The 21,930-nt window shown below is 57.7% G+C and carries 19 protein-coding genes and 1 pseudogene; 13 read left to right on the forward strand and 7 right to left on the reverse strand.

What is annotated here, in order from left to right; translation table 11 throughout:
• Window positions 1-400 precede the first annotated feature (400 nt).
• The 4 genes from ACSFE6_RS24010 (at window position 401) to ACSFE6_RS24025 (ending at window position 5,588) form a co-directional block, all read left to right on the forward strand.
• Window positions 401-2,005, forward strand: a complete 1,605-nt coding sequence (locus tag ACSFE6_RS24010; protein WP_435429914.1) for a response regulator — start codon at window positions 401-403, stop codon at window positions 2,003-2,005.
• Entirely contained in the window at window positions 2,002-2,694 is a 693-nt protein-coding gene (locus ACSFE6_RS24015; protein ID WP_435429915.1) for a sensor histidine kinase, read from the forward strand. The genes ACSFE6_RS24010 and ACSFE6_RS24015 overlap by 4 nt, the downstream gene beginning before the upstream one ends.
• Window positions 2,695-2,911: 217 nt before the next feature.
• On the forward strand, window positions 2,912-4,153 hold the full coding sequence (locus tag ACSFE6_RS24020; protein WP_435429936.1) for a glutamine synthetase family protein: 1,242 nt from the start codon (window positions 2,912-2,914) through the stop codon (window positions 4,151-4,153).
• A gap of 70 nt (window positions 4,154-4,223) precedes the next feature.
• Window positions 4,224-5,588, forward strand: coding sequence for an MFS transporter (locus tag ACSFE6_RS24025; protein WP_435429916.1), 1,365 nt, complete (start codon window positions 4,224-4,226; stop codon window positions 5,586-5,588).
• 62 nt (window positions 5,589-5,650) lie between these two features.
• On the opposite strand, the gene ACSFE6_RS24030 is transcribed toward ACSFE6_RS24025, so the two are convergent.
• The 4 genes from ACSFE6_RS24030 to flgA all read right to left on the reverse strand — a co-directional run bounded on the left by ACSFE6_RS24030 (window position 5,651) and on the right by flgA (window position 8,272).
• Window positions 5,651-6,397, reverse strand: a complete 747-nt coding sequence (locus tag ACSFE6_RS24030; protein WP_435429917.1) for a flagellar brake protein — start codon at window positions 6,395-6,397, stop codon at window positions 5,651-5,653.
• Between the two features lie 92 nt (window positions 6,398-6,489).
• Complete coding sequence (locus ACSFE6_RS24035) at window positions 6,490-6,957, reverse strand: flagella synthesis protein FlgN (RefSeq protein WP_435429918.1); 468 nt, start codon at window positions 6,955-6,957, stop codon at window positions 6,490-6,492.
• A 48-nt stretch (window positions 6,958-7,005) separates the two neighbouring features.
• On the reverse strand, window positions 7,006-7,332 hold the full coding sequence (gene flgM / locus ACSFE6_RS24040) for a flagellar biosynthesis anti-sigma factor FlgM (protein ID WP_435429919.1): 327 nt from the start codon (window positions 7,330-7,332) through the stop codon (window positions 7,006-7,008).
• A gap of 178 nt (window positions 7,333-7,510) precedes the next feature.
• On the reverse strand, window positions 7,511-8,272 hold the full coding sequence (gene flgA, locus ACSFE6_RS24045) for a flagellar basal body P-ring formation chaperone FlgA (protein ID WP_435429920.1): 762 nt from the start codon (window positions 8,270-8,272) through the stop codon (window positions 7,511-7,513).
• A gap of 83 nt (window positions 8,273-8,355) precedes the next feature.
• On the opposite strand from flgA, the gene ACSFE6_RS24050 reads away from it, so the two are divergent.
• From ACSFE6_RS24050 to flgE, 6 genes are all read left to right on the forward strand, one after another.
• A complete protein-coding gene (locus ACSFE6_RS24050; RefSeq protein ID WP_435429921.1) occupies window positions 8,356-9,288 on the forward strand; it encodes a chemotaxis protein CheV in 933 nt (310 codons plus the stop codon).
• Between the two features lie 46 nt (window positions 9,289-9,334).
• Entirely contained in the window at window positions 9,335-10,162 is an 828-nt protein-coding gene (gene cheR / locus ACSFE6_RS24055) for a protein-glutamate O-methyltransferase CheR (protein ID WP_435429922.1), read from the forward strand.
• A 350-nt stretch (window positions 10,163-10,512) separates the two neighbouring features.
• Complete coding sequence (gene flgB / locus ACSFE6_RS24060) at window positions 10,513-10,920, forward strand: flagellar basal body rod protein FlgB (RefSeq protein ID WP_435429923.1); 408 nt, start codon at window positions 10,513-10,515, stop codon at window positions 10,918-10,920.
• Between the two features lie 3 nt (window positions 10,921-10,923).
• The gene (gene flgC, locus ACSFE6_RS24065; RefSeq protein WP_007937507.1) at window positions 10,924-11,367 is read left to right on the forward strand and encodes a flagellar basal body rod protein FlgC; all 444 of its coding nucleotides are present in this window, start codon (window positions 10,924-10,926) and stop codon (window positions 11,365-11,367) included.
• A gap of 15 nt (window positions 11,368-11,382) precedes the next feature.
• The gene (gene flgD, locus ACSFE6_RS24070) at window positions 11,383-12,108 is read left to right on the forward strand and encodes a flagellar hook assembly protein FlgD (protein WP_435429924.1); all 726 of its coding nucleotides are present in this window, start codon (window positions 11,383-11,385) and stop codon (window positions 12,106-12,108) included.
• Between the two features lie 31 nt (window positions 12,109-12,139).
• Window positions 12,140-13,459, forward strand: a complete 1,320-nt coding sequence (gene flgE / locus ACSFE6_RS24075; protein WP_435429925.1) for a flagellar hook protein FlgE — start codon at window positions 12,140-12,142, stop codon at window positions 13,457-13,459.
• Between the two features lie 246 nt (window positions 13,460-13,705).
• On the opposite strand, the gene ACSFE6_RS24080 is transcribed toward flgE, so the two are convergent.
• Window positions 13,706-16,600 (reverse strand): ribonucleoside-diphosphate reductase subunit alpha, encoded by a 2,895-nt coding sequence (locus ACSFE6_RS24080; protein ID WP_435429926.1) that lies wholly within the window; start codon window positions 16,598-16,600, stop codon window positions 13,706-13,708.
• A 733-nt stretch (window positions 16,601-17,333) separates the two neighbouring features.
• Between ACSFE6_RS24080 and ACSFE6_RS24085 the strand changes: the two genes are divergently transcribed.
• Entirely contained in the window at window positions 17,334-18,056 is a 723-nt protein-coding gene (locus ACSFE6_RS24085) for a response regulator (RefSeq protein WP_435429927.1), read from the forward strand.
• Complete coding sequence (locus ACSFE6_RS24090; RefSeq protein WP_435429928.1) at window positions 18,053-19,675, forward strand: ATP-binding protein; 1,623 nt, start codon at window positions 18,053-18,055, stop codon at window positions 19,673-19,675. The genes ACSFE6_RS24085 and ACSFE6_RS24090 overlap by 4 nt, the downstream gene beginning before the upstream one ends.
• A 107-nt stretch (window positions 19,676-19,782) precedes the next feature.
• Here the strand turns inward: ACSFE6_RS24090 and ACSFE6_RS24095 are convergent, their stop codons facing one another.
• Window positions 19,783-20,508 (reverse strand): 4'-phosphopantetheinyl transferase family protein, encoded by a 726-nt coding sequence (locus ACSFE6_RS24095; protein WP_435429929.1) that lies wholly within the window; start codon window positions 20,506-20,508, stop codon window positions 19,783-19,785.
• 109 nt (window positions 20,509-20,617) lie between these two features.
• The gene (locus ACSFE6_RS24100) at window positions 20,618-21,409 is read right to left on the reverse strand and encodes a dienelactone hydrolase family protein (protein WP_435429930.1); all 792 of its coding nucleotides are present in this window, start codon (window positions 21,407-21,409) and stop codon (window positions 20,618-20,620) included.
• Between the two features lie 143 nt (window positions 21,410-21,552).
• On the opposite strand from ACSFE6_RS24100, the pseudogene ACSFE6_RS24105 reads away from it, so the two are divergent.
• Window positions 21,553-21,858, forward strand: a pseudogene (locus ACSFE6_RS24105) (hypothetical protein); the annotation flags it as partial.
• Window positions 21,859-21,930: the final 72 nt, after the last annotated feature.

Raw genomic sequence — 21,930 nt, forward strand, 5'->3', positions numbered from 1 at the left:
AGAAGTGAAACGATGCATCGCCGATGGTAGTGTGGGGTTTCCCCATGTGAGAGTAGGTCATCGTCAAGATTAAATTCCGAAACCCCAATTGCGAAAGCAGTTGGGGTTTTGTTTTGCCCGCAGAAAACTTGCGTGCCGAAAACTCAGTTTCTCCCTTCAGATCCAAGGCATGATCGCCGGGCAAATAGACGATTACGCATCTCTCGCTTCAAGAGAACGCTACTACTGGCCGATAACCATACGGTCACAGGGTCTTCATTTTTCGCGGTCTCTGTTCAGAGAAATCGCTTGATAGCTCATGGCTACTGGCTATCATTTGCGCGCCGGTGCGGCGATGAAGCTGATCCTGTTCATCTATTGGCCTTTCGGTTCTCCTTCTTAAATTGCCTGGAAATCTTCGATGCTGTCGTATCACCAAAAAAGTTTTCTGATCGTCGATGATTTTTCGGACTTCCGCAGTTCCGTCAGGTCCATGCTGCGAGAACTGGGCGTCAAGGATGTGGATACGGCTGACACCGGCGAGCAGGCGCTGAAAATGTGCTCGCAGAAGTCCTACGATTTCATCCTGCAGGATTTCCATTTGGGGGATGGTAAGAAGAACGGTCAGCAGGTGCTAGAAGACCTGATGATCGAGAAGCTGATCAGCCATGAAAGTGTATTCGTCATGGTTACCGCCGAAACCAGTCAGGCCATGGTACTCAGTGCGTTGGAACATGAACCCGACGCTTATCTGACCAAGCCTTTCAATCGTTCCGGGTTGGCCCAGCGCCTCGAGCGGTTGGAACAGCGCAAGACGCTGCTCAAGCCAATTCTGCAGGCCCTCGACCGAGGAAAACCGGTTGAAGTGCTCAACGCGTGCATTGCCCTGTGCAAGCAAGATATCCGCTACTCGCCCTTATGCCTGCGCTATCGCGCCGATGCGCTGCGCGACCTGAATCAGAATGAGGCACTGGAGCGTCTTTACGACAGCATCATTGCCGATCGACCTCTGCCTTGGGCTTTTGCCGGGCTTGGCAAATTGCTGTTCAAGCGCGGTCAAGTTGCGCAAGCCAAAGGGGTCTACGAGAAAGCGCTGAAAGTCTTCCCGATGATGCCGGCGCTCTATGACGGCATGGCGGATGTATTGGTTGCTGAAGGAGATACCAAGGCCGCCCAGAAAGTATTGGAAGAAGCGATTCGCCTGTCACCATTGGCAGTGCGTCGTCAGGCGCAGTTGGGCAAGCTGGCGATGGCCAACGAGGATTTTGACACTGCCTCCAAAGCCTATCGTCAGGCCGTTAACCAGGGCGCTCAATCACGCTTCAAGGACGCTGAAAGTAATCTTGGACTGGCCCACGCCCTGATCAGCAAAGGTAGCGAAAAAGGCCTGGATACCCGGACTCGACTGGAAATCAATACAACGCTGAGTGCGGTGGCCAAGGAAAATCCATCTGATCCCGGGCTGCAAATCCGTGCGCGGTTAATGAAGGCCACAAGCCTGTTGCTCAACGATGCAGAGACTGCTGAAAAGCTCACTGAGCAGGCGTTGATGCGCCTCGACGGCATGGAGCAGTTCATGAGTGCCGAGGCGGCGTTGTTGGTGGCCAAGCAATTGCAGATGTTGGGTCAGGCAGAGGCGGGCACGTCGATGCTGAAAAACTGCGCGGAAATCTACGGTGACGATCCGGCCGTCATGAAGGACATCGCCAAGCTCACCGATGATCCGAGCATTCTCAACTCCGGCAATGCGGCAGCAGATCTCAACCGACAGGGTGTGCGTGTTTATAAGACAGGCAACCTGGTGGAAGCTCGCGAAGTGTTCCGCAAAGCCCTGACGATGCAGCCGAAGAACATCAGTATCGCACTGAACATGGCGCAGGCACTGTTGCATGGTACTGATACCAGCGTGCCTTCGGCCGAACTCGAAGAATGTCGGACTTGCCTGAAAATGGTTGGTTTGATGCCTGATACCGATGCGCGATATCCGCGTTATCAGAAGTTGAAAAGCAAGGCGTTTGGCGAATGAACGACAATCAGCAGTCCCTGGATTTCTCCACGGTGATCGCTTCGACCGTGCATGACATGAAAAACTCGTTGGCCATGCTGATGCAGGCCCACAGCCAATGGTTGGCGAATTTGCCCGACCCGGCACGGCATACCCCTGAGCAGGGGGTGATTGAGTTCGAGTTTGCTCATCTCAACGGCATGCTCGTGCAGTTGCTTGGCCTGTACAAGTTGGGTGTCAACCAAATGCCGTTGCAGCCGGCCTACCATGAACTGGATGACTTCATCGAAGCACAACTGGCCTGTCATCAGGACGTATTCGCCAGTCGCGGCATAGCGGCGACCTTTGAGGTCGACCCCTTGAGCCCTCTGGGTTTCTTCGATCGAGAGTTGATCGCCTCGGTTCTGGCCAACAGCATCAATAATGCCATTCGTTATGCCCGCCACGCGGTATTGATCAGTGTCAGTGACGAAGCGGGGCAACTGGTGCTGACCATCAATGACGATGGCGAAGGTTATCCCGCCGAAATGCTCGAGCATCAGTCGGACTACGTTCAGGGCATCAATCACAGCAGCGGCAGTACTGGCTTGGGTTTGTACTTTGCGGGGCGGATTGCGGCATTGCATCAGCGCAATGGCATTGGAGGGCGCACTGAAATCAGTAATGGCGGCCCGTTGGGCGGTGGCGTCTTCCGTCTCTATCTGCCCTGATTGAATTTGCCAGTACTTGAAGCTTTTTGTTTGACGCTGCTTGATATGTCGAACACGTGGAGCCTATTTTGTACAGGTCGCCGTTCGCGGCTCGCACAATAACAAGGATTGCGTCATGACAAGCGATGGCCTGAGTTCATTCGCGGAGCGTTTGACGGGCATTGATGAAATTGAATGTGTCACACCGGATTTGAATGGCGTGCCACGGGGAAAAGTGATGACCGCCGAGGGTTTCCTTGAAGGGCGGCGTTTGCAGATGGCGCGGGGGGTTCTGCTGCAGTGCATCATGGGCGGATATCCGCCAGCGCGATTTTACGGTAGCGATGACGGCGACCTCGCACTGATTCCAGATCCGGACCAAATCCATCGCTTACCCTGGAGCAAGCAACCACGCGCATTCGCCATTTGCGATGCGGATGAGTTGAATGGCGCAGGCTCCAATCTGTCGACCCGCGGTCAACTCAAGGCTGTTATCAAGCGCTACAAGGCGCTTGGCCTGTCACCGGTGGTGGCGACAGAGCTGGAGTTCTTTGTCTTCGCGCCCAACACCGACCCGACGCAGCCCTTCCAGCCGCCCGTTGGCCTGGATGGTCGTCGCGAAGACGGCCACTCTGCGTTCAGCGTCAGTTCCAATAACGGCTTACGACCGTTTTTCAGTGAGGTCTACGAATGCATGGCAGCCTTGGGTCTGCCTCGCGATACCTTCATGCACGAAATGGGTGTCAGCCAGTTCGAGATCAACCTATTGCACGGCGATGCATTATTGCTGGCCGACCAGACGCTCCTGTTCAAGCATTTGCTGAAAGAAGTCGCACTCAAGCACCGCCTCTCCGTGAATTGCATGGCCAAGCCATTGGCACATACGCCAGGCAGTTCGATGCATATTCATCAGAGCATCGTTGAAACCAATACGGTACGTAACGTGTTCAGCGACGACGTCGACCAGCCAACTTCGACTTTCCGACATTTCATTGGTGGTCAGCAGGCGTGCATGGCGGATTTCACCGCGCTGTTTGCACCGAACGTGAATTCGTATCAGCGCTTGTGCCATCCCTACGCATCACCGAATAATGCCTGCTGGTCCCATGACAATCGGGCGGCGGGATTGCGCATTCCTGCCAGTTCGCCGGTTGCCCGACGGGTCGAGAATCGCTTGCCGGGCGCTGATGCCAATCCATATCTGGCGATTGCCGCCAGTCTGGCCGCGGGGTTGTATGGCATTGAGCAAAAACTGGAACCGAGCGAACCGATTCAGGGTGAATTTCAGGTGCCTGACAATCTTTCACTACCCTGTACCTTGCACGCGGCCCTTGAGCGTCTGAAGCGTAGCCAATTGGCGAAGGAACTGTTCGGCAACGAATTTATCGAAGGCTACATTGCTTCCAAGACCATGGAGCTGACCAGCTTCCATGATGAAATTACTCCCTGGGAACGGCGTGTTCTAGCAGCCCAGGCCTGACGCATCATCCATCTCGGGCTATCGTTTCGGTAGTCCGATTTCTCACCGCAAGGAGCCGCTCGGAACGCCGATGCGCCAAATCTGGAAACCCTTTCGAGCGCTGTATTTCGCCTCGCTGATGATGTTGATCGGCTCCGGCTTGCTGAGTACTTACCTGGGCTTGCGTCTGGCGGCGGACCACGTCGACAGTCTTTGGGTCGGTGCGTTGATGGCTGCCAACTATTTCGGCTTGGTGCTGGGCGGCAAGATCGGCCACCGGTTGATTGCCCGTGTCGGGCACATTCGCGCCTATTCGGCGTGTGCCGGGATCGTCGGTGCAGCGGTGCTTGGGCATGGTTTGGTTGACTGGCTACCGGCCTGGATTTTCCTGCGGGTTATCGTCGGTCTGGGCATGATGTGTCAGTACATGGTCATCGAGAGCTGGCTCAATGAGCAGGCTGAAGCTTCGCAGCGCGGCACGGTTTTCAGTGGTTATATGATCGCTTCGTATCTGGGCCTGGTGTTGGGGCAGCTGATTCTGGTCATGCATCCGGGCTTGGGTCTGGAACTGTTGATGCTGGTCGCTCTGTGCTTTGCCTTGTGTCTGGTGCCTGTGGCCCTGACGCGCCGGATTCACCCGGCGCCGCTGCATCCGGCGCCCATGGAGCCGCGTTTCTTCATCAAGCGCGTGCCGCAGTCTCTGAGTACCGTGTTGGGGGCTGGGCTGATCATTGGCTCGTTCTACGGTCTGGCGCCGCTGTATGCCTCGCAGCAGGGGTTGTCCACGGAGCAGGTCGGCCTCTTCATGGGTAGCTGCATTTTTGCCGGGTTGGTGGTGCAGTGGCCATTGGGTTGGTTGTCCGACCGTTATGATCGGGCCCTGTTGATTCGCTGTTTTGCCTTGGTCCTGGCGCTCGCTGCATTGCCACTGGCGATCCTGAAGCAGGTGCCATTGGAGGTGTTGTTTATCGCTGGCTTCGTCTGTTCATTGGTGAAGTTTTGCTTGTATCCACTGGCAGTCGCGTTCTCCAATGACCATGTCGAAGCTGATCGTCGGGTGTCTCTGACGGCCATGTTATTGGTCACTTATGGCGTCGGCGCCAGTGTCGGGCCGTTGGCGGCCGGGGTGCTGATGAAGCTGTTCGGCAGCCAGATGCTGTATGCGTTCTTCAGTTTCTTCGCGTTGGTGCTGGTGTGGCGAATTCGTCCAAAAGCCGTCACCAACCTGCATCAGGTAGACGATGCGCCGCTGCACCACGTGGCCATGCCGGACAGCATGTCGAGTTCGCCGCTGGTCGCTTGCCTTGATCCACGGGTCGATGAGCAAGTGGTTCAGGATCAGATGCAAAGTCCAGTGTCTTCTGAACCAGCATCTGAGCCGGAGGTGCAATCCGATACGCCCCCAGAGGAACCGGATTCGGGTAGAGAGCAAAGTTTCACCGAAGCCAGGCCATAACTTCAGGCATAAAAAACGGGCAGTCACCGCAAGGGACTGCCCGTTTTTGTTGACGCGTTGTATCAGAGGTCGTCTTTGTCGAAACGCCGTGCTTCGCGTTGCAGCTGATAGACGAACCGCTCGACCTGCCGTTGCACCAGCCCGCTCATGTTATGGAAGCGCACACCGGCGAAGGTGGTGGAGATTTTTTCTTCGAAGTGCAGGTAGCGCAGTTCGACCGGTGCCGTCATCTTGCCGAATGGCAGGGCGGCCATGAAGCGCTCGTAGACCTGACCCAGCTGCAGGCTGCCAGTGATGTCGCCAGAGAAGCGCAACTTGCAGCCAGTAGCCGAGATGTCCAACAGTTTTCCGTTGATCGGTGCTTTTAGCTTATCGCCATCCAATTCGACATCGACCAGTTGCGCCAGCTTCAAGGCTGCACGAAATGCGTTACGGCGTTGGTGGTACACCACTTCGTCGGGAAGGTTGCCTCGGTAGCAACGACTGCCGCCAGATTCGTCGATGGTCAGCGGGCCATTGCTTTCCCAGGCGATGCGAACACCTTCATGGAAGCCTTCGACCTTGAACGGTTCGCCAGCCAGAAGGTAGCGTTCGCCGTCGCGGGGAATCATTTCGTCCAGAGCAATCATGTTTTTATCGCGGTCAATGTCCACCAGATAACTCTGAAAGCGCTGGCTGCGCTCGTGGAACGTGATGATCAGCGGGTCATGGCTTTCTTGCAGTTGGCGAAGGTTGCTGGAGATTTCCAGGGGCGTGCTGAGCACCTTGGGTGGCTGCGGAGCATCGTCCGCATTTAAGGCATTGGACACGGTTAATCAATCTCCAGACAAAATTTGACTACGGCTGGCCATCATTTTGCCAGCATGTTTCGCGTCTTGGTAGAGCGAGCTCATCGCAGGGCTTAAGCCTGACTGAGCGGGCGCGGTTTCACAAGCTTGGAAAATGTTCCGCTGGCGTCATAGAGCGCTGGAGGTTCACCGCCGGTAAGGATTTTCAACTGAGTGGCCGTGGCGGCCTGTTGCACCCGTATCGACTGGCCGTTGTTGGCGTTGACGGCCTGACATTGGGCCAGAAGGTCGGTCAGTACATCGCTTTGCGCCAGTAACGATTCACCCACGCTCGATTGACTGGCCAGTTGTTCCAGGCCGCTGCGGTCGGTGGGCAGGTTGAGGCTGGCGAGGAGTTCACTGCGCTTGCGGCCATGCTGTTCGAGCAAAATGATCAATGCCTGCTTCTGCGCCAGAATGTCTTCGAGCAGGTACATGTCGCGTCCATGCAAGGCGAGGGATTCGGTGCGCAATAACTCCAGCAGTTTTTGCGCTGGAGCAAAATCGTCGGTGATCAGTTGCAATAAATTAGTGTCGTGCATGGCTGGCCTTGGGTTTTAAGCGTCCAAAAGCCTGGCGCGGGCCGAGGCCTAGCGCTGGGCTTCGAAGTTGAGCAGTTTGCTGGCTACACGGTTGCTGTCGACTTTATAGCTGCCATCGGCAATCGCTGCTTTCAACTCGGCCACCCGGGCTTTGTCGACGACAGGCTGATCGCGCAGCGTATCAGTGACCTTCTGCAACTGTTGAGCCTCATTGCTGAGATGTACCGATTCCCCGGCTGTAGCGGTACCGACCTGTTCGGCCGGAGTATTCAGCGACGCGGATTTGCCGGAATCGGCGGTTTCCTTGGCAACGCTGGTACGGGTACTGCCTGTCAGTGACGAGGAGCTGTTCAAACGGCTGAAATCGATGACCATGATAAAAAACCTCTGGGAATTTGGACGCTTGCCATGTTTTCGGCCATTCCCTAAAAAACTTTAGGCCCATTTATCAATGAACTCGCGCGCGTCAGCACTTGCCCTGCATGGGGCACAGTTTAGGGAACAGCCATGGTCGGCGCCACATTTTCACTAACAGAGATCCCGGTATCGCCCCTTACATGGAAACTTCCACCTGTCCCGGCGCGGTGACTTGCGCCTTGATGACCCGTTGGGAGTTGAGGTTTTTGACTCGAATCTGTTCGCTCATGCCGCCATTGGCCAGCGCTTCACCGGGCATGCGCACACTGAGCGTGCCGCTGCGAGCCGTAATGACCACTTGATCGCCCTTGCGGATGACTTCCGCCTGCTCGAGATGCACCAGGGTGATGACTTGATCGGCGACCATTGGTCGGGTAAGTCGTTGCCCGATCGCTTGATCCAGGGAGGTCAGGTAGCCCTGGCTGATCGCACTGATATCGCGCTCACGCAGGATCACGTCTTCGGGCTCGACGATACCGGCTCGTCGCAGGGGCCGCGAGGTGGTCACGACGTCGCGAAACAGGCGCACCTGAGCGGGTACGAAGACTGTCCACGGGGAGCTGCCTTCACAGCGAACCTTGACCGTGACCCGGCCCAGCGGCTTGGCCGGACTCTCCAGCGAGGCTGTCAATTCCTTGTCGCACATCGGCATGCGCAGACGCGGATCGAGCTGGTTGACCTGGATTTCGTAGCGACCTTGCGTTTGACTGGTGGCCAGATAGTCCTCTACGGTGAATTCAAGAAAGCCCTGAGTGACGCCGATAAGCATGTCAGGCAAGGTAACGGTGTCAGCGAGTGCAGAGCTACCCGCATTGAAAAAACAAGCGGCCGCGAGAACACCGAGCCATTTGCGGCAGCGAGTGGTCGGGCGTCGAAAAAATGTCGGTTCTGTGTTCATACAAAGATAAAAAGCAAGCGCCGTGCCGTTTAGAGATGAATGTGCGTCGCAACAACACTTAGCGTTGGTGTAGGAGTCTGGGCATGGCTGGTGTAATGGATTCGGTGAACCAGCGCACGCAACTGGTGGGGCAGAATCGCCTTGAGCTGTTGTTGTTCCGTCTCGACGGCCAACAGCTGTATGGGATCAACGTATTCAAGGTTCGGGAGGTGCTGCAATGCCCTCAACTGACGCTGATGCCCAAGTCCAGTCCCGTCGTGTGCGGCGTGGCGAACATCCGGGGGGCGACCATTCCGATCCTTGATCTGGCAATGGCGACCGGTTCAGGCGCGTTGAAAGACAAGAACAATCCCTTCGTGATCATCACGGAGTACAACACCAAGACCCAGGGTTTTCTGGTGCGCTCGGTGGAACGCATCGTCAACATGAACTGGGAGGAGATTCATCCGCCACCCAAGGGCACAGGTCGTGACCATTACCTGACAGCCGTGACCCGGGTCGACAATCAGTTGGTCGAAATCATCGATGTCGAGAAGGTGCTGGCGGAAGTGGCGCCGACACCGGAAGCGATTTCGGTGGGCGTGGTGGACGTTGAAACCCAGCACAAGGCGCTTTCGTTGCGCGTGCTGACCGTCGATGACTCGTCGGTGGCGCGCAAGCAGGTCACGCGTTGCTTGCAAACGGTTGGTGTCGAAGTGGTGGCGTTGAACGACGGTCGGCAAGCGCTGGATTACCTGCGCAAACTGGTCGACGAGGGCAAAAAGCCGGAAGAAGAATTCTTGATGATGATCTCCGACATCGAGATGCCGGAAATGGACGGGTACACTTTGACGGCCGAGATCCGTAATGACCCTCGTATGCAAAAGCTGCATATCATTCTGCATACTTCGTTGTCGGGCGTGTTCAATCAGGCGATGGTCAGGAAAGTCGGCGCCGATGACTTCCTGGCCAAGTTCCGTCCTGATGACCTGGCGTCCCGGGTCGTCGACCGAATCAAAGCAGCAGACATCAGCTAGGGGCGTTTGGCTCCTGGTCATCAACACGATTTAAGAGGCGGCAGCATTGTCTACGGGTAATTTGGATTTCGAACAGTTCCGGGTGTTCCTGGAAAAAGCCTGTGGCATTTTGCTCGGTGAAAACAAGCAGTACCTGGTCTCCAGCCGTCTCAACAAGCTGATGGAGCAGCAAGGTCTCAAGTCCCTGGGTGAATTGGTCCAACGCATCCAGACTCAGCCGCGCAGCGGGTTGCGCGAGATGGTGGTGGATGCGATGACGACCAACGAAACCCTGTGGTTTCGTGACACCTATCCGTTTGAAGTCTTGAAGAACAAGGTGCTGCCTGACGCGATCAAGGCCAGCCCTGGCCAGCGTCTGCGGATCTGGTCGGCGGCGTGCTCGTCGGGTCAGGAACCTTACTCGGTGTCGATGTCCATCGACGAGTTCGAGCGGGCCAATGCCGGGCAATTGAGGATGGGTGTGCAGATTGTGGCCACCGATCTGTCCGGCACGATGCTGACCAACTGCAAGACCGGCGAGTACGACAGCCTGGCCATCGGTCGCGGCCTGTCGCCCGAACGCCTGCAACGTTATTTCGACCCGAAAGGGCCGGGACGCTGGGCCATCAAGGCGCCGATCAAGAGCCGGGTGGAGTTCCGTTCTTTCAACCTGCTGGACAGCTACGCAAGCCTCGGCAAGTTCGACATCGTGTTCTGCCGCAATGTTCTGATCTACTTCTCTGCCGAAGTGAAGAAGGACATCCTGCTGCGCATCCATAGCACGTTGAAGCCGGGTGGTTATTTGTTCCTCGGCGCTTCTGAAGCGTTGAACGGGTTACCGGATCATTACCAGATGGTTCAATGCAGCCCGGGGATTATTTACCAGGCGAAGTGATTTGCCGTCGGCAATGAAAAAACGGGAGTCCACAGGGCTCCCGTTTTTTATGCCTGATGAAGATCCTTCACCACTGCCATTCCCTGTGGGAGCGAGCCTGCTCGCGAATGCGTTGTGTCAGCCGACATACCGTTTTCGCGAGCAGGCTCGCTCCCACATAGATAGACGGTGTTCTCTCGGTCACGTAAAGCGGCAGAAAAGCGGCATCCGGCGGAAACCGGTTGCCGCTTTTCTGGCATTGCCGCATTGCCTCTGTCCGCAAAGCCCCGGTTTACGGGGCTTTATTGATTTGGCATGACGCTTGCTATGTTCATCGTACGAAAAATCAGGTCACCCGAAGGTTTCCCGACATGAGCATCAGCTTCGATAAAGCGCTCGGCATTCACGAAAAGGCTCTTAACTTCCGCGCCCAGCGTGCCGAAGTCCTGGCCAACAACATTGCCAACGCCGACACCCCGAACTACAAGGCCCGGGATCTGGAGTTCTCCAAAGTGCTGGAGGCGCAGAACGATAAGGCCAAAAACGGCACGTTCGCCTTGAACATGACCAACAGTCGTCATATCGAAGCCGAAGGGCTGGGCAATGGCGACGAGTCGCTGATGTATCGCACGCCGATGCAACCTTCGATCGACCAGAACACCGTGGACGCTCAGCTGGAGCAGTCGAACTACGCGGAAAACTCGGTCAATTTCCAGGCCAGCTTCACCCTGCTCAACAGCAAATTCAAAGGGCTGGTATCGGCCCTGCGCGGAGAGTAAGTCATGTCTCTATCCAGTGTTTTCAACATTGCCGGTAGCGGCATGAGTGCCCAGACCACGCGTTTGAACACCGTCGCTTCGAACATCGCCAACGCCGAGACGGTCTCGTCGAGCATCGACCAGACCTACCGTGCGCGGCACCCGGTGTTCGCCACCATGTTCCAGGGCGGCCAGAGCGGCGGCAGCGATTCGCTGTTCCAGAACCAGGACGCTGCCGGTCAAGGCGTGCAAGTGCTCGGTGTGGTTGAAGACCAGAGCAATCTTGAAGCGCGCTATGAGCCGAACCATCCGGCCGCCGATGCCAAGGGCTACGTCTACTACCCGAACGTTAACGTGGTGGAAGAAATGGCCGACATGATTTCCGCGAGTCGTTCGTTCCAGACCAACGCCGAAATGATGAACACCGCCAAAACCATGATGCAGAAGGTCCTGACCCTCGGTCAGTGATAAGGGGCGACTCAGATGAGTGTTTCCGATACCACCAGTGGCTTGAGCCTCAACGACATCCTGGCCAACTCCTCGATCAAGACGACCAAGGATACGGACAGCCTGGCGTCCGCGGCGGGCAGTGCCACCGGTAACAAGGCCTTGGGCAAGGATGCGTTCTTGCAATTGCTGGTGACGCAACTGAAAAACCAGAACCCGTTGGAGCCTCAGGGCAACGGCGAGTTCGTGGCGCAATTGGCGCAGTTCAGCAGCCTGGAAGGCATTACCACGCTCAACGATACCGTGAGCGGCATTGCCGGTAGCTTCGGCTCATCCCAGGCACTGCAGGCCTCGTCCTTGGTGGGGCGCTCTGTCATCGCGCCGGGCGACAAGGCCGTGGTCGACACCACGAAAGGCATGACCGGTTCGGTGGTGCTGCCGCAGTCGCTGGCTGAAACCACTGTGAAGATCACCGACAAGGACGGCAAAACCGTTCGCACCATTACCCTGGCCGACCAGAAGGCCGGTAATGCCAGCTTCACCTGGGATGGCAAGGACGACGCAGGCAACGTGGCCCCAACAGGTGAAACCTACACCTTCACCGCGAACGCCACCATCGATGACCAAGCCGTGGCGCTGGTGACCAACCTGCCGGCGACCGTCAACAGCGTGACCATCAGCCAGACCGGCGGTGAGTTGATGCTCAATCTGGCCGGGCTGGGCAGTGTCGCCCTGTCCAAAGTGCAAACCATTGGTATATAGAGCCGGCTAACGCGGCATAAAGGAGTGGAATATGTCTTTCAACATCGGCCTTAGCGGTCTCTATGCAGCCAACAAGCAACTGGACGTGACCGGCAATAACATCGCCAACGTGGCGACCGTCGGTTTCAAATCGTCTCGCGCGGAATTCGAAGACGTGTACTCCGCGACCAAATTGGGGGCGGGCAGCAAGACTGTCGGTAACGGTGTCCGCCTGGCCAACGTTTCCCAGCAGTTCACCCAGGGCGATATCAGCAACACCGGCAACGTACTGGACATGGGCATCAACGGCTCCGGCTTCTTCGTGCTGAACAACAATGGTTCGCTGTCCTACAGCCGTGCCGGTACGTTCAAGGTCGATAAGGATGGCTTTGTTACCAACACCGACGGTACCGCGCGCCTGCAAGGTTATGGTGTGGATGCCAACGGCAAGATCGTCAATGGCGTACTGACTGACCTGCGCATTGACACCTCTAACCTGGCACCGAAATCCACCACATCGGTTTCGTCGACGATCAACCTGAACTCTACGGCTGACGTGATCGATGTGGTTGCTAACCCATTCGACCCGAGCAAGACAACATCCTTCACCAAGCAGTTCAGTACCCCGATTTTCGATACTCAGGGTAACCAGCACACCATGGACCAATACATGGTCAAAACAGGGCCTAATACCTGGGACACCTACACCCTGATCGATGGTCGCAACCCGGATGGCAGCGATCCTACTGCCGCGGCAACCCCGCCGGTCGCGTCGACCATGTCCTTTGATACCAGCGGCAAGCTGGTTTCGGTCAGTACACCGAACCCGCCAGGCGCCCCAATCGTTAGTCCTGATTTGAAAATCACTAACTGGACTCCGGGCAAAGTGACCAACGGTGTATGGGCAGCCAACGGTGCCGCCGCTGACCCGGCGGGCGTGACCATCGCCATGTCCAACACCACCCAGTTCAACGCCGATACCGCGCGTTCGATTCCAGCGCAGAACGGTTACGCCACTGGCCAGATCACCAACCTGACCATCGACGGTAGTGGCGTGTTCCTGGCCAACTTCAGCAACAATCAGACCAAGCCGATCGGTCAGCTGGCATTGGCCAGCTTCACCAACGAACAAGGTCTGCAGCCTGTAGGCGGCACCAGCTGGAAAGAAACGTACGCGTCGGGTATTCCTGGCTACGATGCACCTGAAACCGGCACTCTGGGCTCGATCGCTTCCAACTCCCTGGAAGAGTCCAACGTCAACGTGACCAACGAATTGGTCGACCTGATCAAGGCGCAGAGCAACTACCAGGCAAACGCCAAGACCATCTCCACCCAGAGCACCATCATGCAGACCATCATTCAGATGACTTGATGCCTGGCAGTGCTGCATAAAGAGCCCCTCGAAAGAGGGGTTTTTTTATGGTCGATACAAAAACTTCAATCTTGTAGGAGCCGGCTTGCTGGCGTTGAACGATTACGCGTTCGTCTGGTTGACCGCGGTGCCTGGATCGCCAGCAAGCCGGCTCCTACAAAAGGCGCGCAAAAGAAAACCCCCGACAATCCAGAGGACTGATCGGGGGTTTCAGGTCGGGCGCCTTTCAGCGCCTGCCAGCTCAGCTTATTGGCAAGCTTCGCAATCCGGCTCGTCGATGGCGCAGGCCTTCGGCACTGGAGCGGGGCCGGCTGGAGCGGCCAGGACCGAGTCGTCGCCATGGTTGCCACCGGCGGAGACAGCGTTCAGCTTGCCGGTGTTGATGGTCGATTTCTCGGTGCTGGTCGCGGCCAAGGCACGGAGGTAGTAGGTGGTTTTCAGGCCACGGTACCAGGCCATACGGTAGGTCACGTCCAGCTTTTTGCCCGAAGCGCCAGCGATGTACAGGTTCAGCGATTGAGCCTGGTCGATCCACTTCTGACGACGGCTTGCCGCGTCGACGATCCACTTGGTGTCCACTTCAAACGCAGTGGCATAGAGCGCTTTGAGCTCTGCCGGAATGCGCTCGATCTGTTGCACGGAACCGTCGTAGTACTTCAGGTCGTTGATCATGACCGAATCCCACAGACCGCGAGCCTTGAGGTCGCGAACCAGGTACGGGTTGATCACGGTGAATTCGCCCGACAGGTTCGACTTCACGTAGAGGTTCTGGTAGGTCGGTTCGATCGACTGCGATACGCCGGTGATGTTGGCGATGGTCGCGGTCGGAGCGATGGCCATGATGTTCGAGTTACGAATGCCTTTTTGTACACGGGCGCGAACCGGTGCCCAGTCCAGGGTTTCGTTCAGGTCGACATCGATGTACTTCTGGCCACGGGCTTCGATCAGGATCTGTTGCGAATCCAGTGGCAGGATGCCTTTGGACCACAGCGAACCCTGGAACGTCTCGTACGAGCCACGCTCGTCAGCCAGATCGCAGGAAGCCTGGATAGCGTAGTAGCTGACCGCTTCCATCGACTTGTCGGCGAACTCGACGGCCGCGTCGGAACCGTAAGGAATGTGCTGCAGGTACAGCGCATCCTGGAAGCCCATGATGCCAAGTCCGACCGGACGGTGCTTGAAGTTGGAGTTCTTCGCTTGCGGCACCGAGTAGTAGTTGATGTCGATCACGTTGTCGAGCATGCGCACGGCGGTGTTCACGGTGCGTTGCAGCTTGGCGGTATCAAGCTGGCCGTTCACGATGTGGTTCGGCAGGTTGATCGAGCCCAGGTTGCAAACGGCGATCTCGTCCTTGTTGGTGTTCAAGGTGATCTCGGTGCACAGGTTCGAGCTGTGGACCACGCCCACGTGCTGCTGCGGGCTGCGCAGGTTGCACGGGTCCTTGAAGGTCAGCCATGGGTGGCCGGTTTCAAACAGCATGGACAGCATCTTGCGCCACAGGTCTTTGGCCTGAATGGTCTTGAACAGCTTGATCTTGCCCGGGTATTCGGTCAGGGCTTCGTAGTACTCGTAGCGCTCTTCGAAGGCCTTGCCGGTCAGGTCGTGCAGGTCCGGCACTTCCGATGGCGAGAACAGGGTCCACTTGCCGTCATCGAAGACACGCTTCATGAACAGGTCAGGGATCCAGTTAGCGGTGTTCATGTCGTGGGTACGACGACGATCGTCACCGGTGTTCTTGCGCAGCTCGATGAACTCTTCGATGTCCATGTGCCAGGTTTCCAGGTAGGCACACACAGCGCCTTTGCGCTTGCCACCCTGGTTAACGGCGACGGCGGTGTCGTTCACCACTTTCAGGAACGGCACGACGCCCTGGGATTTGCCGTTGGTGCCCTTGATGTAGGAGCCCAGTGCACGCACCGGCGTCCAGTCGTTGCCCAGGCCACCGGCGAATTTCGACAGCATGGCGTTGTCGTGGATCGCGTGGTAGATGCCCGACAGGTCGTCCGGCACGGTAGTCAGGTAGCAGCTCGACAGCTGTGGACGCAGGGTGCCGGCGTTGAACAGGGTCGGCGTCGAAGCCATGTAGTCGAAGGACGACAGCAGGTTGTAGAACTCGATGGCACGGGCTTCGCGGTCTTTCTCTTCGATCGCCAGGCCCATGGCCACGCGCATGAAGAAGATCTGCGGCAGTTCGAAACGCACGCCATCCTTGTGGATGAAGTAACGGTCGTACAGGGTTTGCAGGCCCAGGTAGGTGAACTGCTGGTCGCGCTCGTGGTTGATCGCCTTGCCCAGTTTTTCCAGGTCGAAGTTGGCCAGCTCAGGGTTCAGCAGCTCGTATTCCACACCTTTGGCAACGTAGGCAGGCAGGGCCTTGGCGTACAGGTCGGCCATTTCGTGGTGGGTAGCGCTTTCGGCAACGCCGAGGAAGTCCAGGCCTTCGGCACGCAGGGTGTCCATCAGCAGGCGGGCGGTCACGAACGAGTAGTTCGGCTCACGCTCGACCAGGGTACGGGCAGTCATCACCAGGGCGGTGTTGACGTCGTTCAGGGCCACGCCGTCGTACAGGTTCTTCAGGGTTTCGCGCTGGATCAGGTCGCCGTCGACTTCTTCCAGGCCTTCGCACGCTTCGGTGACGATGGTGTTCAGGCGGCCCATGTCCAGCGGCGCCAGGCTGCCATCGGCGCGGGTGATGCGGATCGACGGGTGAGCGTTGACCGCTTGCTCGGCCGGAGTGTGCGCAGCACGCTCCTTGGCGCGGGAGTCACGGTAGATCACGTAGTCGCGGGCTACTTTCTGCTCGCCGGCGCGCATCAGGGCCAGTTCGACCTGGTCCTGGATTTCTTCGATGTGGATGGTGCCGCCCGATGGCATGCGACGCTTGAAGGTTGCAGTGACCTGTTCGGTCAGGCGGGCAACGGTGTCGTGGATTCGCGACGAAGCGGCAGCGGTGCCGCCCTCAACTGCGAGAAACGCTTTGGTGATGGCGACGGTGATTTTGTCATCGGTGTAAGGAACGACAGTGCCGTTACGCTTGATCACGCGCAGTTGGCCAGGCGCGGTGGCGGACAGATCCGAATTCGAATCAGCGGCCGGCGGCAAGGTGCCCTGCGGGTTCTCGCGAGTTGTGTCGGTTTGCATGGGTGTCTCCACGTTCTCTATGTTTGTTTGGGCACCATCGAGGTGCCCACCGTTCCGTCCTGAAGCACTACAACCGGCCAATGCCGGGCATAACAACTTCGGGACAGTAGGAAGGGTGCTATTGGGGCGCCGCTTCCATGCCGAAGTCTTTGGTCTCACGCCGAGGGGGCCTGAGACCGGGTCCTTGTAGGTGACAGTTGGGACTGCAACACCCGTACCGTTTTCACCGCTTTGGGCCGAAATACAGTAGCCATCCGCACGCGCGGTTTGGTCTTTCGAAATTACGTTTGGTTCAACCGGACCGTGGCAAGAAAAGCGCTTGAAATTGCTGTCCGGTTTGTGTTTGGTTTTTTGCGCGAAACCCTACATCTAGGGTTTTTTTGGCGCTGGGCTACAAGATAATGCGTTTTAGGGGGGGATTGCAACGTACTACCTGTGGATAAACCTGTGCGTAAATTGTGTGTGAAAGAGCGAATCGGCGTGTAGGCCGCGATGCTGCTGGACCGGGCCTTTTTTCATCATTTTTCAACGATCGAAAACGGCCGGACGGATTTTTAAGGGCGCGAACCCTATCACAAAAAACGGCCGTGTCCGAACGCATTTACCGGCTTGTGTTCTGTGCGGGCGACGTTTATACAATCGGCCAGTGTGTATGCAATTTAGCCACCCCAATCATTACAAAAAGACGGGTGGATCCTTCCTTATTAGTGTAATTGGCAAGTAGAGGTCATCCGTGGAGCAAGAAGCTTGGCAGGTATTGATTGTCGAGGACGACCAGCGTCTGGCCGAGCTGACCCGTGATTACCTGGAAGCCAATGGCCTGCGCGTGTCGATCGAAGGCAATGGCGCACTGGCGGCGACGCGCATTATCAAGGAGCAACCGGACCTGGTGATCCTCGACCTGATGCTCCCGGGTGAAGACGGCCTGAGCATTTGCCGCAAGGTCCGCGATCGTTATGACGGGCCGATCCTGATGCTCACCGCGCGCAGCGATGACACCGATCAGATCCTCGGCCTGGACCTGGGGGCAGACGACTACGTATGCAAACCGGTGCGTCCGCGTTTGTTGCTGGCGCGCATCCAGGCCCTTTTGCGACGCAGCGAGGCGCCGGAGCCCGCTGCGGAAAAACAACGGCGTCTGCAGTTCGGCCCGCTGGTAGTGGACAATGCTTTACGTGAAGCCTGGCTGAACGACAACGGTATCGAACTCACCAGCGCCGAATTCGATCTGCTATGGCTGCTGGTCGCCAATGCCGGGAGAATTCTGTCCCGGGAAGAGATTTTCACTGCATTGCGCGGCATCGGTTACGACGGCCAGGACCGCTCCATCGATGTACGTATTTCCCGTATCCGCCCGAAAATCGGAGATGACCCGGAGCACCCGCGGTTGATCAAGACCATCCGTAGCAAAGGCTATCTGTTTGTTCCCGAAGCCTGCGTAGATCCGTCGCTGTGAACTCGATATTCCTGCGCATCTATGGTGGCATGTGTGCTGCGCTCGTTTTGGTGGCGGTGCTCGGCGTGCTGGCCTTGCACATGCTCAACCAGGTGCGCAGCGAGCAATACCGCGAGCGTCTGGCCCACGGCACGTTTTCGCTGATGGCCGACAATCTGCAACCAATGAACCAGACCGAACGCCACCGGGCGTTGCTGGTATGGGAGCGGCTGCTGGGGATTCCGCTGGCGCTTAAAACCTTCAACGAGACTGACCTCGACCTCACCCAGCGTACCCGTGTGCTGCGTGGTCAGGCATTGGTGGAGCAAACCGGGCCGCATGCGGCCAAGGTTTATCGCCTGGTCAGCGACAAGGAGCAGCTTGTACTCACCGGTGAAGTGCAGCAGATCAGTGAGCAATTGGCCCGGGCGACGATTTACCTGCTGGTCGACGAGCTGGTGCGATACCCGGTGGGCGAGCAACCGGTGCGTCTGGCGCAATTGAAGCAGGACAAGGGCTTTGGTTTCGACTTGCGACTGGTCACGGTGCAGGACGCCGACATGGACGAGGATCAGAGTCGTCGGATTACCGAAGGCGATACGGTGATGGCACTTGGCAAGGGCGGTGATTCGATCCGGGTGTTCGCTGGCATGGTCGGTACGCCATGGGTGCTGGAAATCGGCCCGTTGTATCAGATGAATCCTTATCCGCCGGAGTGGCTGGTACTGATCGCCGCGCTGGGCCTGACCCTCATTGGTTTGATCGTCTACCTGCTGGTGCGCCAATTGGAACGCCGCCTGCGCGGTCTGGAAGCCGCGGCCACGCGCATCGCCAAGGGCAGCCTGGAAACCCGCGTGCCGACGCGCGGAGCGGACTCCGTGGGGCGGCTGGCGTCGGCGTTCAATGGCATGGCCGAGCACTTGCAGCAGCTACTGGCGATCCAGCGTGAACTGGTGCGCGCCGTGTCCCACGAATTGCGCACGCCGGTGGCACGTTTGCGCTTTGGCCTGGAAATGATCGGTTCGGCCACCACTCCACAAGCCCTGGAAAAATACTGCGAAGGCATGGATCACGACATCGAGGATCTCGACCGCCTAGTGGACGAGATGCTGACCTATGCGCGGCTCGAGCAAGGTTCTCCGGCGCTGAACTTTCAACGTATCGACCTGGACGCGCTGGTCGATCAAGTGATCGAGGAGCTGGCGCCGTTGCGCGCCGACGTCAACGTACAGCGAGGCTTGTGCCTGTCAGCTGCCGATTGCGACGATGCCTGGGTCGAGGCCGAGCCACGCTACTTACACCGGGCGCTGCAGAACCTCGTCAGCAACGCCATGCGCCATGCGCAATCACGGGTGACCATCAGCTATCAGGTGGGGCAACAGCGCTGTCGTGTGGATGTCGAGGACGATGGGCCAGGCGTACCGGAAGCCGCGTGGGAGAAAATCTTCACCCCGTTCCTGCGCCTCGATGACAGCCGCACCCGAGCTTCTGGCGGGCACGGCTTGGGTTTGTCCATTGTTCGACGCATCATCCATTGGCATGAAGGTCGAGCGCTGATCGGCAAGAGCAAAAGCCTGGGCGGGGCTTGTTTCAGTTTGAGCTGGCCGAGGAATCATGAAAAGCGCTTAGATGTGCAGTGAATGTCCCACCGTCTTCGCGAGCAGGCTCGCTCCCACATTGGATCTGTGCAATTTCCCAGAGGGAGCGAGCCTGCTCGCGAAGGGGCCAATAAGGTCTCTGAATTTCTTCAGGCCTTGATACTGACCAGACTCAACAACTGCCCATCCTTGACTCCGAACTGCGCCTCCAGCTCGGTGCCGCTGCGCCACTCACTGGACAGGTCCGTCAGCAATCGCAGCCGCACCTCACCCGCCTCGGTCCATTCCAGCACTTCGGCATGTTCAAAGTAGAACCGTTGCTGGACGATCGGATACAGCGCCTTGAACAGGCTTTCCTTCACCGAAAAGGTCAGTGTCACCAGCAGCGCCAGTTGATCGCGACGCCCGGCGGCCATGCGCGCAAGCTCGGGCGGGGTGAGGATTTCCCCGGCCAGGCGTTCGGCGCGTTCGGCGTTGAGCAGGTTTTCCAGGTCCATGCCCAAGCCGCGCCAATGGTTTTTCTTCGCGACGATGGCGGCGGCGCGACCGGTACTGTGGGTGATCGAACCAGTGATATGCGCCGGCCAGACTGGCGCCCGGTCCTCGCCGATCGCCGGACTGACACTCAGTCCTTCCAGCTGTTGCAAGGCCGCCCGGGCACAAATCCGTCCGGCGAGGAACTCAGCCTGCCGTTTGGCCACGGAGCGCTGGATGCTCGCAGGCGCCTCGATGGCACTGCGCTGGAAGTCATCGCTAAGCAATTGCGAAGGATTGAAATGCGTACTCAACAGCACCGCATCGGGCAGAACGATCGGCAGCGGCCAATGGGCATCGAGGGGGGTACAGCAGGCGGGCAGGGCGGGGGCAGAATTCATGTCGGGCATTTTGCCGGGTTGTCTTGGTGCTGGGTAGTGGCATGGAGCTTCTGTGGCGAGGGGATAAATCCCCTCGCCACAGAAGCCCCTCTACACAGGGGCTATCTCTTCAACTGAAAATTTTTTTGAAAAACGCCTGCATATCCGCCCAGGACTTTTCATCGGCCGCTTTGTTGTAACCAATGTCCGGCCCCCCATGATCGCCATGGCTCAAGCGATCGGCGTCGGGATTGCTGAAACCGTGCTTGGCGCCATCGAGACTGACGAACTTATAGTCGGCGCCGGCCTTGTCCATCTCGGCTTTGAAGGCGGCAACATTTTCCTGCGTCACCATGCTGTCCAGCGCACCATGCTCGACCAGGATTTTCGCTTTTACGTTACCCGGTGTTGCAGGCGCATTGGTCGCCAGCGCGCCATGAAAACTCACCACCCCGGCTAGCGGCACACCCTGGCGCGCCGCATTGAGCACTACGGCGCCACCGAAGCAGTAGCCGATGGCGGCCACCTTGTCCGGATCGGTCTGCGGCTGTTTCTTCAACAAATCGAGCCCGGCCAGAAAGCGTGCACTGGACGCTGCGCTGTCTTTTATAGCGGCTTGCATGAATGCCATGGCGTCCTTGGGATGCTCGGTGTTCTTGCCATCACCATACATATCGATAGCCAGGGCGCTGTAGCCCAGAGCGGCCAGGTCACGGGCGCGGCGCTTGGTGTAGTCGTTGAGGCCCCACCATTCATGGACGACCACGACACCGGGACGCTGGCCTTTGATCGCGTCGTCGTAGGCGTAATAGCCGATCAGTTTCGTACCGTCGGCACTCTGGTAGGGAATTTCCTGGGTTTTGATGGCGGCTTGACCGAGCCCGCTCAGGGCCAGCAAGAGGAAAGCGAGAAGCACGCGCATGATTTGATCTCCTGTTGATGTCAGTCGGAACACACGGATCGGAATGATTCAGCTTAGGTTCAGTTTGCGTTCAGGGGGAGTTCAGGGCGGGACCAGTAACCTCACCGCTACCAAAAAGCGAACAGCGCATGAGGTAACTCCCTATGACTGGCTTGAAAAACCTGATTCTGGCGTTCACCGTCCTGGGCGTCAGTGTTGCCGCCCACGCTACCGACGATAACTTCAGGCTTGTCGCTGGACAGACCGGCGATAAAGTCAAAAAGTCCGGCGTCCTGAAATATTCGAGCGTGGGCGGTCTGGTCGCTCATGACAGTGCCTGGGGCGTGCACCTGACCCAACACAGTCAGCAGAACGGTTACTACGCCACGTATGACACCGTGTCGGTCTCGCACAATGGCATTAAACTTCGTCAGGAAGACCTCATGGGCCGCTACGATTTGTCTTGCCCGACCGCTATCACAAGGCAGTCGTGATATTGACCGTCGAAGCGTGTACCTCTGGAGTGGTTGGGTTGCAGGAGA

The sequence above is a fragment of the Pseudomonas baetica genome, assembly GCF_051216495.1.
In the GTDB taxonomy this organism is placed as follows: Bacteria; Pseudomonadota; Gammaproteobacteria; order Pseudomonadales; family Pseudomonadaceae; genus Aquipseudomonas; species Aquipseudomonas baetica_B.

Coding starts and splice junctions, on each gene's coding strand:
- flgB (WP_435429923.1), top strand. CDS start 10,513: ATGAGCATCAGCTTCGATAAAGCGCTCGGCATTCACGAAAAGGCTCTT.
- ACSFE6_RS24035 (WP_435429918.1), bottom strand. CDS start 6,957: ATGCACGACACTAATTTATTGCAACTGATCACCGACGATTTTGCTCCA.
- flgM (WP_435429919.1), bottom strand. CDS start 7,332: ATGGTCATCGATTTCAGCCGTTTGAACAGCTCCTCGTCACTGACAGGC.
- ACSFE6_RS24010 (WP_435429914.1), top strand. CDS start 401: ATGCTGTCGTATCACCAAAAAAGTTTTCTGATCGTCGATGATTTTTCG.
- flgD (WP_435429924.1), top strand. CDS start 11,383: ATGAGTGTTTCCGATACCACCAGTGGCTTGAGCCTCAACGACATCCTG.
- ACSFE6_RS24015 (WP_435429915.1), top strand. CDS start 2,002: ATGAACGACAATCAGCAGTCCCTGGATTTCTCCACGGTGATCGCTTCG.
- flgC (WP_007937507.1), top strand. CDS start 10,924: ATGTCTCTATCCAGTGTTTTCAACATTGCCGGTAGCGGCATGAGTGCC.
- flgA (WP_435429920.1), bottom strand. CDS start 8,272: ATGAACACAGAACCGACATTTTTTCGACGCCCGACCACTCGCTGCCGC.
- ACSFE6_RS24100 (WP_435429930.1), bottom strand. CDS start 21,409: ATGCGCGTGCTTCTCGCTTTCCTCTTGCTGGCCCTGAGCGGGCTCGGT.
- ACSFE6_RS24050 (WP_435429921.1), top strand. CDS start 8,356: ATGGCTGGTGTAATGGATTCGGTGAACCAGCGCACGCAACTGGTGGGG.
- flgE (WP_435429925.1), top strand. CDS start 12,140: ATGTCTTTCAACATCGGCCTTAGCGGTCTCTATGCAGCCAACAAGCAA.
- ACSFE6_RS24095 (WP_435429929.1), bottom strand. CDS start 20,508: ATGAATTCTGCCCCCGCCCTGCCCGCCTGCTGTACCCCCCTCGATGCC.
- ACSFE6_RS24080 (WP_435429926.1), bottom strand. CDS start 16,600: ATGCAAACCGACACAACTCGCGAGAACCCGCAGGGCACCTTGCCGCCG.
- ACSFE6_RS24025 (WP_435429916.1), top strand. CDS start 4,224: ATGCGCCAAATCTGGAAACCCTTTCGAGCGCTGTATTTCGCCTCGCTG.
- ACSFE6_RS24020 (WP_435429936.1), top strand. CDS start 2,912: ATGACCGCCGAGGGTTTCCTTGAAGGGCGGCGTTTGCAGATGGCGCGG.